General features: G+C 59.1%; 8 protein-coding genes. 3 read left to right on the top strand and 5 right to left on the bottom strand.

Annotated features, from left to right (window positions below; all coding sequences use genetic code 11):
• Positions 1-24: 24 nt before the first annotated feature.
• Both Q363_RS08710 and Q363_RS08705 read right to left on the bottom strand, forming a co-directional pair.
• The gene (locus Q363_RS08710; protein WP_035349403.1) at positions 25-564 is read right to left on the bottom strand and encodes a hypothetical protein; all 540 of its coding nucleotides are present in this window, start codon (positions 562-564) and stop codon (positions 25-27) included.
• 529 nt (positions 565-1,093) lie between these two features.
• Entirely contained in the window at positions 1,094-1,663 is a 570-nt protein-coding gene (locus Q363_RS08705; RefSeq protein ID WP_211256146.1) for a YbhB/YbcL family Raf kinase inhibitor-like protein, read from the bottom strand.
• 190 nt (positions 1,664-1,853) lie between these two features.
• On the opposite strand from Q363_RS08705, the gene Q363_RS08700 reads away from it, so the two are divergent.
• Together Q363_RS08700 and Q363_RS08695 are read left to right on the top strand one after the other, a co-directional pair.
• Positions 1,854-2,447, top strand: a complete 594-nt coding sequence (locus tag Q363_RS08700; RefSeq protein WP_245632118.1) for a hypothetical protein — start codon at positions 1,854-1,856, stop codon at positions 2,445-2,447.
• Positions 2,448-2,592: 145 nt separating this feature from the next.
• Complete coding sequence (locus Q363_RS08695; RefSeq protein WP_035349401.1) at positions 2,593-4,581, top strand: ATP-dependent nuclease; 1,989 nt, start codon at positions 2,593-2,595, stop codon at positions 4,579-4,581.
• A 9-nt stretch (positions 4,582-4,590) separates the two neighbouring features.
• Here Q363_RS08695 and gyrA read toward each other — a convergent pair whose 3' ends face one another.
• Positions 4,591-7,488: a DNA gyrase subunit A gene (gyrA, locus tag Q363_RS08690; RefSeq protein ID WP_035349400.1), complete on the bottom strand. Its 2,898-nt coding sequence runs from the start codon at positions 7,486-7,488 to the stop codon at positions 4,591-4,593.
• 501 nt (positions 7,489-7,989) lie between these two features.
• On the opposite strand from gyrA, the gene Q363_RS08685 reads away from it, so the two are divergent.
• The gene (locus Q363_RS08685) at positions 7,990-11,550 is read left to right on the top strand and encodes a TonB-dependent receptor (protein WP_035349399.1); all 3,561 of its coding nucleotides are present in this window, start codon (positions 7,990-7,992) and stop codon (positions 11,548-11,550) included.
• A gap of 64 nt (positions 11,551-11,614) precedes the next feature.
• On the opposite strand, the gene Q363_RS08680 is transcribed toward Q363_RS08685, so the two are convergent.
• A complete protein-coding gene (locus Q363_RS08680) occupies positions 11,615-12,931 on the bottom strand; it encodes a TROVE domain-containing protein (RefSeq protein WP_035349398.1) in 1,317 nt (438 codons plus the stop codon).
• Between the two features lie 271 nt (positions 12,932-13,202).
• Positions 13,203-13,502 carry a hypothetical protein gene (locus tag Q363_RS08675; protein ID WP_035349397.1) on the bottom strand — a complete coding sequence of 100 codons (300 nt, stop codon included), beginning with the start codon at positions 13,500-13,502 and terminating at the stop codon, positions 13,203-13,205.
• Positions 13,503-13,506 lie beyond the last annotated feature (4 nt).

Raw genomic sequence — 13,506 nt, 5'->3', positions numbered from 1 at the left:
GGCTGGGCGCCTTGGTACGGCAAGCTAGCTTGAAGTTTCGGGGTGGTGGGTGAAGAGGTCGTAGAGCTTTTCTTCGCCGAGGACGCGGCGAAGCTCGCGGAAGGCGAAGAGAGGAAGGAAGGCGCAGAGGATGATGATGGAGCGGGCGATGAGCTGGTCCCACTCCATCTCGTGGAGGACGGTTCCGGCTGGTTTGTGGTGGATGAGGCGCTTGATGAACTCCTCGAGGATGTGGAAGGCGAAGACGAAGAGGGCGAAGACGAGCGATTTGAGAAGAACGGACTGGTAGAGCGGGCGGCTTTCGGCACTCTTGCCGAGGTGCATCATCTCGCCGATGAGGATGACCTTGCCGATGACCAGCGCGTTGATGATGGCGAAGGTGTAGTTGAGGGTGGCGGGGTCGTCGTAGCGTTGCACGAGGAGGTTGGTGTAGGTGATGACGGCGCAGAAGAGGACGGCCAGGTAGGCGGAGACGATGGCGAAGTCCTTGAGCTCGTGGGCGGCGCGCTGCTTGAAGCCGGGAGCTGCGGATGCTGTTGGGGTGGGTGGATTCCTGCTGGTCATGTGGGGCCTTCCTGGCTGCGGCGACGTCGGTCGCTTCGCGGTGGTTTTGCTTCGGAGCCCAGCGGTGTGGATGATTCTACTGTCGGATGCTTCCCGGCGTCGAGGTGGCGTTCGAGCGGGCGGTGATTAACCCTCCCCCCTCCCCCTTGTTTTGCGCAAAGTATTCATTTTTCTTGGTTTAGGCTGGTACTTTGGTTGCAAAGCGCTGTATTTACAGGGGGGCTATGCCTGTAAAGTATTCGAAGCACATGGTTTATGGGACAGAAATGCCTCGGCGTGGGCCGAGGCTGTTTGTTTTTTCTGACTCTATTTCTATTGTAGCGGGTGGAGGGGGATTGATCGGCACTTGTATGTTGCTGGTGGAGCATGGGTTATTAGGTTTATGGGCTTGACAAGGGTTTTTGCTGGAGTTTCTAGGGTGTTTGGGTGTAAGTAATGGGTGGGGCTGGGGTTATGGGTTGGGGTTATGGGCTGGGTTCAGGGATCGTTTCGGCGCTCTTCGCTCGGATGACGTCGTGGGTGGGCGAGGTTAGTGCTGGTAGCGTCCGGTTGTTTGGCCGTGGGCGAGGATATGGCCGGTCATGGCGTCAAGGAGCTGCCTTCTTGTAGCTCCTGCAGGGAGGTTCAGTCTGGCGTCGAGGGCGTAGAGATCGAAGACGTAGCGGTGGGAGGAGGAGCGTAAGGGCGGGCATGGGCCGTCGTAGCCAATCTCTCCGAAGTCGTTGAGGCCCTGACGGGAGCCGTTGGGGAGCTCTTCGGCCTTTCGGATTGCCTGGGGGAGCTCGCGCATGTCCGGGGGAAGGTTGTAGAGGATCCAGTGGGCGAAGGTGCCGATGGGGGCGTCGCTGTCGGTGACGATGAGGGCGAGGCTCTGGGTGCGGGCGGGCGGGGCCTGCCAGGAGAGCTCGGGGGAGTCGTTGACCTGGCCCTCGCAGGAGGAGAACTGGTTGGGGATGGTTCCGGAGAAGCTGGAGCTTTTGAGCTCGAGGGAGGGGAGTTCCGGGGGGAGCTTTGCGCGGTCGCAGGCGAGTTGGGTAGTGGTGAGGGCGAAGATGAGCGTGGCTCGTAAGGAGAGATGCATGGTGTTGTGAGGTGTCATTTGGCCGGCCAGCCTCTCGATGCGAGATAGAAGGTATCTGAAGTGTGGCGTTTGCGCAATTTGAGGGTTTGATTCGCGCTTTGCGCGAATGACCCACTCATCGCGGTATCCCACGGAATAGTTATTGCGTCGAGAGGTGGCTGACGGTAAGCTTCCTCTACTCCCCCATATTGATTTTGAAGGACTTTTGATGATCCGCTCGTGGACTGCCTGCACGTTGGTTTGCCTTCTCGCCTTTTCCGAATCCCTTACAGCACAACAAACAGCAGTAGCTTCGACAGCCGTTTCCGCTGCCGTTGTCACTCCTGCGGCTGCGACGACTGCTCCGGTGCCATCCGGGCCTGACGCTGCGGGGAAGTACAAGTTGCGTGAGGGTGAAGATGTAAGCCTGCAATTCGCGCAAGACCTGAGTTCAAAGACGGCTGCGGAGGGCGACCCTGTCGCTCTGACGCTGGTGGATGACCTCAAGGTGGGTGGCGTTGTAGTGGCGAAGGCCGGAAGCAAGGCCTTCGGAGAAGTGAGCAAGGCTGAAAAATCCGGAATGATGGGCAAGGCCGGCGAGCTGAGTATTCGACTCAACTACCTGAAGGTGGGGGAAGAGAAGATCAGGCTACGCGGCACCAAAGGCAAAGAGGGTGAGAGCGGTGTTACCAGCACGGTTGTCCTTACCGTTCTCTTTGGTCCGATCGGTTTGATCAAACATGGCAAGAATGTGGAGATCAAACAAGGACAGGCTCTACATGCCTATGTTGCAGACGATATCTCGCTCTTGCCTGTCTCTTAGAAGTTGGCCGTCGTGGTGAGGCGGTCTTCGTTTTCGCGAAGATTGCCTACTCATCTGCGATGAATGGGGCACCCAGCGTGCTTGGATTTGAGGTATGGGCCACCCCGTCCCTATCACGTAAGTTACGCACTATTGATGAGGGCTCGTGCGAATTGAAAGTGTTTCCATCAAGAACCTTCGCTGCATCAAGGATGCGGCAGTAAACCTCGACAATTACACTTGTTTTGTTGGACCTAACGGTGCCGGTAAATCGACTGTCCTCTGTGCTCTTAACATCTTCTTTCGAAATCTAGAAAGCGCGCCGACAGACTTAGCATCGCTAGCGGCGGAAGACTTTCACCTTCAAGACATCTCCAAGCCGATTGAGATTACTGTTACGTTTAAAGATCTTTCTGATGAAGCAAAAAAAGAATTGAGTGATTATGTCCGTCAAGATCGGTTGATTGTTACGACGGAAGCAGTATTTGATCCTAAGACAGGCAAAGCCGAAGTTAAACAATATGGACAAAGGATGGGGATGAAGGATTTTTCCCCATTCTTTAAGAAAATGGGTGACAACGCTACGGCTGGGGAATTGAAAACCATTTTTCAAGAAATTGAAAAGAATAATCCCGAGCTTGCTGCACTCAAATTGAAAACTACCAAAGATGGAATGGCGGATGGCCTCCGGTCTTTTGAGGCAGCACATTCAGATCTTTGCGTACCTCTTAGAAGCGATGATCAGTTCTACGGAGTAAGTGGCGGGAAGGACAAACTCTCGAATTATATTCAATGGATATATATTCCAGCTGTTAAAAATGCCAGTGAAGAGCAAATTGGCACCCGAAATAGTGCTCTGGGGAAACTACTGACAAGAACCGTTAGTGCGCAAACCAATTTTCAATCTTCTATCGAGACAATTGCCGCAGACGCCAGACAAAAGTATCAAACGATGCTAGATGCCAATCAGGGCGCACTCGATGGCATCTCGGTTTCACTACAAAAGAAATTGAGCGAGTGGGCACATCCCGACACAACTCTTCGTATTGAATGGGAACAAGATTCTAACGCAGCAGTTAAAGTTCAACCTCCATTGGCCAGTGTTGTGGCTGGTGAAAACGGATTTGAAGGCAAGTTGGCGCGGTTAGGCCATGGCTTACAGCGCAGCTTTCTTCTTGCCCTTCTTCAGGAACTTTCTACGTTTGATTCCAAGGATGCTCCAACATTGATTCTTGGCTGTGAGGAGCCAGAGCTGTATCAACATCCTCCGCAAGGCAAACATCTTGCAGGAGTCTTTGAACGCCTCGCTGGCGACAATTCACAAATTCTAGTAACGACTCACAGCCCATATTTCATATCTGGAGAAAATTTCGAAAGCGTTCGAATGGTACGTCGAGATCAGCAGAAGATGTCCGCAAACATTCACCAATATACGTTTGAAGCTCTCGCTAAGAAATTTTCTGATCTTACTAACAAACCAATCAAGAACGTCACGGCTACAACCGCTAAGTTGCACCAAGCTCTCCAACCATCACTTTCAGAAATGTTTTTCACGCGGAAGCTGGTTTTAGTAGAAGGTTTGGAGGACGTTGCATATCTCCAAACTTGGATGATTCTGTCAAATCGCTGGGAGGAATACAGGCGATCAGGGGTGCACATAGTCCACGTCAATGGAAAGAGTGAACTCATACGCCCCGCGATTATTGCGAAGGGACTAAATATTCCGTTGCTTGTGATCCTTGATGCGGATGGTGACAAGCTCATGAAGATGAACAAAGTCACCAATCACAAGGAGCTCTGCCCATCTCTAACCGCGGACCACAAGCGAGATAACTTAGCAATGCTCAAGCTTTTCGAAGAAGACGAAACGCAAGTCTTTCCATCAGGGGTTCTATCTTTAGAGAATTTAATCATTTGGCCTTCTGACCTAGCAGACATTGTCGAACGTGAATCTATTGTTGCTTTAGGTATTCAAGGCGCAGAACAGTGGGGATCCATGGTTGAAAAAGCTATTGCGGACACAGGCCATGCAGGTGATCTGCATAAAAACACAATCTATGTCAGCCATCTTCTGCAAAGATTGGCCGAAGCAAAAGCGATTCCGCCCTCATTGGACAGAGCGTGCGAAAAAATTGTGGCATTCGCAACTAGCTGAATGAAACTCCTACTGCAATAATCCCTGCTCTGGTTCTGACTTAGATTCGTCGGGTGGGATGACTACGGCGGCGGCTACCTTGTCGTCGGATTCGAGGTTTAGGAGTTTGACTCCCTGGGTGGAGCGGCCGGCGGCACGGATGGACTTGGTGTCGATGCGGATGATCTTTCCGAACTGGCTGATGGCCATCAGCTCGCTGGTGTCGTTGACGAGCTGGACGGAAGAGACCTTGCCGGTCTTGGTGGTGGTCTTCATGTTGATGACGCCGGAGCCTCCGCGGTGGGTGAGGCGGTACTCCTCGACGTTGGTGCGCTTGCCGAATCCGCTCTCGGTGACGGAGAGGATGAGGCAGGGGCTGAGGCCGAGCTTCTCGTCGAGGACGTCGCGCTTCTCGTAGGCGTCGTCGCGGCGCTTGCGGGCGGCCTTGGTGGCCTCGGTCTCCTTTTCGCCGTTGGAGGCCTCGCGGGCCTTCAGCAGGGCTGCGTCGGCGGCGTCGATCTCGGCGTGGACTTTGGCGAGGTCCTTGACGAGGCTGGTCTCGACGGCGAGCTCGTCGCGGCGGTTGTCGCGGTACTCGGCGGAGGGAGTGACGGCGGTGCCGATGACGTAGTCGCCCTTGCGGAGGGTGATGCCCTTGTTTCCGGCGGCGTTGCGGCCCATGGGGCGCAGGCCTCCGGACTTTTCGGGATCGTAGGCCTCGGAGAAGCGGATGGCCATGCCTTCGTGGGTGGCGAGGAAGATGACGTCGTCGCCGGTGGTGGTGCGGGCGGCGATGAGCTCGTCGTCCTTGTCGATGCTGATGGCGATGATGCCGCGGGCCATGACGTTGGAGAAGTCGGGCAGCGGGGTCTTCTTGACGGTGCCGTTGCGGGTGGCGAAGAAGATGAACTTGCCGTCTTCGGTGAGGTCGCGGATGCCGAGGATGGTGACGACCTTTTCGCCGGGCTGGAGGGCGATGAGGGAGGCCATGGCCTTGCCCTTGCCGGCGGCTCCGACGTCGGGGATCTCGTAGATCTTGAGCCAGTAGACGCGGCCGGTGTTGGTGAAGCAGAGCAGGTAGGCGTGGGTGGAGTCGACGATGAGCTGGGCGACGAAGTCCTCTTCGCGGGTCTTCATGCCGAGGCGGCCGGTTCCACCGCGGCGTTGCTGGCGGTAGGTGGAGATAGGCGTGCGCTTGAGGTAGCCGGTGTTGGAGATGGTGACGGCGACCTGCTCGTCGGCGATGAGGTCTTCGAGCTGGATCTCGGTGGTCTCGTCGACGATCTGGGTGCGGCGTGCGTCGCCGTAGCGGTCGCGGACCTCTTCGAGCTCCTTGACGATGACGCGGCGGAGTTTCTTCTCGGAGGCGAGGATGGACTCGAACTCGGCGATGTTGTCGCGGACGGCTTTGAGCTCGTTCAACAGCTCGTCGATGGAGAGCTGGGTGAGGCGGTAGAGCTGCAGCTCTAGGATGGCGTCGACCTGGCGGTAGGAGAGGATGAGGGTGCCGGTGGTCGAGAAGGTCAAGTCGACGTTGTACTTGGCGGGGTCGAGCTTGACTCCTGCGAGCTCGGTGCCGCGCAGGTTGATGCGCTTGTTCGAGAAGTAGGCGAAGAGGTTCTCGCGGGCGTCGGCGCGGCTCGAGGACTGCCGGATGATCTTGATGACGTTGTCGAGGTGGTCGAGCGCGATCTGGTAGCCGAGCAGGATGTGCTCGCGGTCGCGGGCCTTGCCGAGGAGGAACGCGGTGCGGCGGCGGACGACTTCAATGCGGTGCTCGAGGAAGGCGCGGATGGCGTGGTCGAGCGGGAGGACCTTCGGCTGGCCGTTGTGGACGGCGAGGAAGATCATGGAGAAGCTCTCCTGCATGGGGGTGTGCTTGAAGAGCTGGTTGAGGACGATCTGCTGCTCGGCGCCGCGCTTGAGCTCGATGACGATGCGCATGCCGTCGCGGTCGGACTCGTCGCGGACGTCGGAGATGTCGTCGATGATCTTTTCGTTGGCGAGCTCGGCGATGCGCTTGATGAGGTTGGCCTTGTTGACCTGATAGGGGATCTCGGTGACGATGATCGCCTGGCGGCCGCCGGAGATGTTCTCGGTGCCGACCTTGGCGCGCATGATGAAGCGTCCGCGGCCGGTGTTGTAGGTCTGGGCGATTCCGGCGCGGCCGTAGAGGTAGCCGCCGGTGGGGAAGTCGGGACCCTTGACGTGCTCGAGGACGAGGGCGATGTCGAGGCGGTTGTCGGACTTCTCTTTATTGATAAGCGCGATGCAGGCGTTGATGACCTCGGTGAGGTTGTGCGGCGGGATGTTGGTCGCCATGCCGACGGCGATTCCGCCACCACCATTAATGATGAGGTTGGGGATGCGCGCGGGGAGGACGGTGGGCTCGAGCGTTGACTCGTCGTAGTTGGGGGAGAAGTCGACGGTGTCGGAGTCGATGTCAGCGAGCATTTCGCCGGCGATGCGGGTAAGGCGGGACTCGGTGTAACGCATGGCGGCGGGCGGATCGCCGTCGATGGAGCCGAAGTTTCCCTGGCCGTCTACGAGGGTGTAGCGGAGGGAGAAGTCCTGCGCGAGGCGGACCATGGTGTCGTAGATGGCGGAGTCGCCGTGGGGGTGGTAGTTGCCCATGACATGGCCGACGACCTTGGCGGATTTGGTGTACTTCTTGTTGTACTGGAGGCCCATCTCCTGCATGCCGAAGAGGATGCGGCGGTGGACGGGCTTGAGTCCGTCGCGGACGTCAGGCAGGGCGCGTCCGATGATGACGGACATCGAGTAGTCGAGATACGACCGGCGCATCTCGTCTTCAATATTGATGGGGAGCAACAGCGCCGCACCGGGGCCCCTCATGGTGTTGTCTGAGCCGTTTGGGTTGTCTGGGTTGGTACCGAGCGGGAGCTGGGGGTTCTGATCGTCTGCCATGGTTTCTAACCTCCATTATAGAGGTTTCGCGGGGGTCTGGCCCCATCGGCGTGTGTTGAAGGGTTGACGGAGCGGAGACCCTTGGCGATGGGCGGCAGGCTGCCTGATCTGCCAAGGAGGGTAATTCACAGTCTTCAAGTGCAGAACGATGGTATGAAAAATGCTTTGGAGTCGCATTTTTTGCCACAACTTTTTGTAGGTGCATGTGTCTAAAGCACGACCTACCCTAAGTTAATGCCTATTTTCAGGAATATTATTTTTTGAAGAATGTCGTCCCGAAAATGGAATTGCTAGTTTCCGGTGTGCGAATAGCGCCCATGACAGGCGATTAATAAAGGTTTTATAAAGAGTGATTTGTCCCACTTTGGAGCTGCTTGTCGGAAATGGTCGCTGAAATGCATCGGCAAGTGTGTCCGTCGTCATACAGATTTTGGGGCCCCTCGCTGCAAGCAAGGAAGAGCGCCCGGGTGTGGTGCGCGGCAGAAGGGGGAGCTTCGATCGATGAAGAGATTTGTTGCGCTTGTGTTGGTGCTGTTGTCGGTGACGGCGTTCAGCGTGGGTCAGGCCGTTTCGGTAAACGGAGGTTCGATTCAGGGTGCTATTACTGACTCGACCGGCGCCGTTGTTCCGAACTCGAAGGTACTAATCAAAAACACAGATATGGGTACGGCCCGCGAGATCACGACTGACTCGTCGGGTTATTACAGTGTCGGGCCTCTGACGCCTGGCAACTACACCATTACGGTTAGCGCGCCGGGGTTCCAGACGCTGTCGGTAAACACGGTGGTGAAGACCGGAACGGTGACCAGCGGCAGCTACCACCTTTCGATTGGCTCGTCGAATACGACGGTGGAGGTGAACGCGGGCGCGGTTCAGGTGAACACGGACCAGGCGGGCGTCTCCGACGTGATCTCTCGGGAGCAGATTGACTCGCTTCCGATCAACGGGCGCAACGTTCTGGATGCGGCGCAGCTGCAGCCGGGCGTGATTCTGCAGAGCGGCGACAACTTCGATCCGACGAAGGCTGGATTTTCGGCGATCTCGGTGGGCGGAGTCTCGGGCCGCACGACGCGTATCCTTCTGGACGGCCAGGACGTGACCGACGAGACTGTCGGCACGACACTCTTCAACATTCCGGTGGGGGCAGTGGACGAGTTCCAGCTGAACCGCTCGACGCAGGACGTCTCGGGCGAGGTGACTTCGACCGGGCAGGTTCTGATGGCGACGCGTTCGGGCACGAACGGCATTCACGGACAACTCTTCTATAACTTTCAGGATCACAGCGTGGGCTTTGCGCGGACGACGAACGGCTTCGATGCGCCGTTCCAGCGCAATAACTTCGGCGGCAGCGTGGGCGGACCGATCATCAAGGACAAGCTGTTCTTCTTCGGCGCGGTGGAGCGCGTGAAGCAGGATGAGCAGGCCTCGGCGACGACCAGCCCGATCTTCTCCTCGATCACGACCCAGCATCCGTTCACTCCGGCGCCGTTCCGCGATACGTACTCGACGGCCCGCCTGGATTACAACGGACCCAAGGGCGTTCACTACTTCGTTCGCGGCGTTTACAACGTGAATGCCGACACCTCGAACTACTCGCAGCTTTATTCGCTGTTCAAGTCGCGCAACAACACGCCTGCGATCGTAGGCGGCGCTGACTTTGTCACCGGCCGGTTCACGCACTCGATCCGCGGCGGCTATGAGAAGTTCCACAACATTCTCGGCGACGGAACGGGCGGGCTGACTTCGATCTACAACCCGCTTCCGACTGTTGGCGGCGGCGTGACGCTGTATGACACGGTGGACAACTTCTATGCCGGCCCGAACTACCTTGCACCGCAGGGAACGTTCCAGTCGGACAAGCAGCTTCGCTATGACGGCACGTGGACGAAGGGCACGCACACGCTGAAGTTCGGCGCGAGCATGAACCGGATTCTGGGTGGCGGCTTTGCGGAGTTCTACGGAGCATCGCTGTTCACGCGATTCAGCTCGGCGAATCAGCTGGCGAACTGCGGCGGCGTTACCGGTGCGGGTCCTTGCGCGGGCGATCCGATCAATGGTTATTCGGCTCGCTACTTTACGCTGGGCAACGGCAACGGGTTCTTTAGCGAGAGGTCGGGCTTCGGCCTGAAGGGCGGCGGCCAGCAAGACTGGCGTTCGGGCGCCTACATCGCCGATACGTGGAAGGCTACGTCGTATCTGACGCTGACCGCCGGCGTGCGCTGGAGCGTGGACACCGACCGTGCGAACCAGGACCTTTCGACACCGTTGTGCTCGAGCGTCGATCCTTCGATGCAGTTCACGGGTTGCACGGGCAACACGCCTCTGTTCGATCAGTTCCAGCAGGGTCTGGGCAAGAAGACGCACCAGCCGTGGGCGAACTTTGGACCACAGGCTGGATTCGTGTTCAGCCCCGGGGATCACAAGACTTCGATCCGCGGCGGCATGGGCATCTTCTACGAGAGCGATGTGTTCAACAATTCGTCGAACGCTCGCAGCTCAGTGGTGAACGTGAACGGCAACTACTGGAACGACGTGCGCGTGTGCGGCGGCATCAATGTGATTACCCTGCCGGACGGAACCAACATCAACTCGGTGGATGGCGTCTCGCTGTCGACGATCTGCAATCAGCCGATTGCGCAGGCAGCTCCGCAGATTGCGAAGCTGAAGGCGATGTACCAGGCGGCTTCGCAGACGGGTGGACCGAATCCCGCTTACATCGGTTCGAGCGGCGGCGGCCTGTATGCCAACGGCATCTACGGCGCTCCGTTTGTCAGCCCGTACTCGATCCAGATCAACGGCGGTATCCAGCGTGAGATTGCGCGTGGAACGATCCTGAGCGTGGACTATGTGCACAATGCAACGCTGAAGGTTCCGATGCTGATCGACGTGAACCACGTCGGCGCGGCGCGGTTCCTGAACCAGACGGCGGCGCAGTCTGCGATTGCCGCGACGACGGCTCAGTTTGGCTGCTCGGGCGGCTTTACGACTGCGGCGATCAATTGCGCGATCAACAAAGGCGCTGTGATTGACGACTTCTCGGGCAACGGGCTGGATTCGCTGAACCAGGTCACGGGCGGCTACTCCGCTTCAAACGCCGGTGTTCCGCAGGTTGCGTTTGGCGGAGCGAACCCGAACGTGGGTACAGGCCTGTTCATCCTTCCGGTAGGGCGCTCGGCGTACGACGCTCTGCAGATTGTGCTGAAGCAGCAGGTCACGCATCCTATGCCGGGCGTCACCAGCTCGGTGTTCCAGATTTCGTACTCGCTGTCGCAGGCCGTGAACCCGATCAGCGGCTCGAGCTCGGGCGACCAGTTCTTCAGCTCGTATCCGTATGACTACGACAATCCGAACCAGTACATGGGGCGGTCGGAGCTTGACCACTCGAACCAGATCAGCTTCGGCGGCACGCTTGCGGTGAAGTATGGTCTGAACGTTGGCATGCAGGGTCACTTCTACTCGGCTGGCGCGACGTCGCTGACGCTGGACAACACGTCGGGCGCTCCGGGCGAGATCTTCCGCACGGACGTGACGGGTGACGGTACGACGGGCGACCTGATTCCGGGAACGAATCCGGGTGCTTACATGCACGACGTGAAGGGCGCGGGTCTGGAGAAGCTGATCGGCAACTACAACTCGACGCACGCGGGTCAGCTGACGCCGGCCGGTCAGGCTCTGGTGAACGCGGGCCTGATGACTCCGGCGCAGCTGAAGGCGCTGAACGCGGTGCAGCAGCCGATTGCCGACGCTCCGCGCAACCCGATCAGCAACCCGGCGTTCCGCTCGTTCGACGCGCAACTGTCGTACCCGATCAAGCTGAGCCGCATCCGCGAGGGTGTGAGCCTGGTTCCGACGGTGGCGATGTACAACGTGTTCAACATGGCCAACTTTAGCCGGTTGACCGGTACGCTGGCGCAGGGCAGCGGTCCAGGGACGACGGAGAATTACCTGAACGGACCGAACAATGATGCTGTGCAGAATGGTTTGCGCACGCAGCGTGGTTCGGGAACGTTCTCGTCAGGGGCTCCACGCACGACGGAGTTCCAATTGAAGCTGAATTTCTGACTTGGTTGATTCCTCTTGCTAGAGGAGCGGCGGAGAGCTTGATGCTCTCCGCCGTTTTGTTTTGCTAGTTGAGGCTAGTTCGCTCGAACTCGCGGATGTAGTCGATGACGGCCTCGCTGAAGCCGTCGATGTGGGTCCACGGGCCGTAGCCGACTCCGTTGCGGGCGCTGGCTACGTTGATCATGTAGCCGCGTCCGCGGGGCGCTCCGACACGGTCGTGCGACTGCTCATCAGAGATGACGATGATGCGGTCGTACGGCTCGCGGATGGAGTCGAGCGCGGCGCCAAGCATGGTTCCGCTGTGGCGCTGCGAGAGCTCCATCGCGTTGCGCAGGGCGAATCCGCGGCGAGGCGGAATCGCGACGCAGGTGTTGGAGAAGGTGTAGATGCTGACCTTCTCTGCGACCTCGCTGAGCAGCACTGCTAGGCCATAGGCCGCGTCGGTGCGCAGCATCGTCGAGCGAGCCGAGAGCGGCGCGACCATGCTTCCGGAGACGTCGACGAGCAGGACGGTTCGTCCGACAAGCCGAGGTGCTTCCTCGAGCGAGCGGAACATTGCGCGTTCGAGGCTCGGCTCCCACTCGGGAGCGTGACGCGCCGCGGCGAGGAAGCGAAACGGGAGCACGCGGTCGGTGCGCATCGTCTCGAGCGCAGCGGCGATGTAGTCCTCGCTGACTCCGGCGTCCTTCATGTTGCGAAGGTTGCGCAGGAGGGCGAGGGCGCCGAGGCGTCCTTCGATGAGCAACCGCTCCCAGTGCGCACGCTTGTCTCCACCCGAGGAGAGCGCGACCTCCCAGGTGTCGGGAGTGCGCAGCTCTCCGGCTGCGAGACGCTTCCACAACTCCGCCTGCGCGGCGTCGCGGGGACGCGCGTGTGAGAGGAAGAGGACGTCGCGCAGACGCACTGCTCCGGCGCGGTCGTACTTCGCGAGCGCGTACTCGTCGAAGCCGGTGAAGGCGGCGGCGAGGCCCTTCTTCACCGATGCGGCGAGCGGCGTGCGACCGTCGGCCCAGTAGATGGCGACGAACTCGGCGAGTTCGTCGGCGCGCTGGATGACGCGCACGAGCGTCTCGGCGACGAGAGCGCGGTGCGCGGCGTAGCGGGCCATCTCACGCACGAGCAGAAGCGGCGCGTGACGCAGCTTCATGGCGGTGCGGGCCTCAACGGCGAGCGCGGCGACGACGGCGGGTTCGACCTGGGGGACGAGTGCCCGGATGCGCGCGGCGATGGTCTCGCCGGACTCGTAGAACTCGTTCTCCCAGAGCATGCAGGCGAGCACGCTGCGGCGCAGCGCGGCCTCCGGAGAGATGGGTACGGCGGGCGCTCCCTCGTGGGTGCGGGGGCGCGCCAGCAGGCTCAGCTTGAGTACGTTCAGTCTCATCTCGCACCTCCTTTCAAAGTGCGTTTGGTTTTCGCCGGGGAATGGTCGACGGCGGTTCCCATGAGCCGGTGAGGCTCAAGGCAGGATTCGAACCTGCGTGGCATCCGTCGAAGTAGCCGCTGTCTTCGCCACCGGCGAATGGATTTGGTCAGTAGCTTTGGTTGGTGCGAACCTATGGGGATGAGGGTCGGCACAAACCTAAGAAATACTGAGATTCTTCGCTGTGCTCAGAATGACGGACCTGAGGGGGTCGTTCAGGGCGAGCGATGCGTTAGTCTTCATCGGCGTCTGCGAGGAATCCGGCTCCGACCTTGAAGCCGACGGGCTTGAGCGGCGCGGTGGTGACGTCGATCGCCAGCTTCGTCATCTGCTCCCAGTCGGGACGGTTCTTGTCGTAGTAGCCGGTGCAGTCGTAGATCGAGAACGGTACGACGACGTTCGGATTGACCTCGTTGCAGATGGTGACCATCTCTGACGCGCGATAGCCGCGCATAATGTGTGCGTTACTGCAGGTTCTGCACCGCGACTCGGAGCCGACCGGGGTTCCGCCCTTGATGTATGGCCTGCTCATGGTG

It is taken from the genome of Edaphobacter aggregans DSM 19364, assembly GCF_000745965.1.
GTDB classification, from domain to species: domain Bacteria; phylum Acidobacteriota; class Terriglobia; order Terriglobales; family Acidobacteriaceae; genus Edaphobacter; species Edaphobacter aggregans.
Note: the sequence above shows the minus strand (reverse complement) of the source record. Positions and strands in the feature narration are given on the sequence as shown.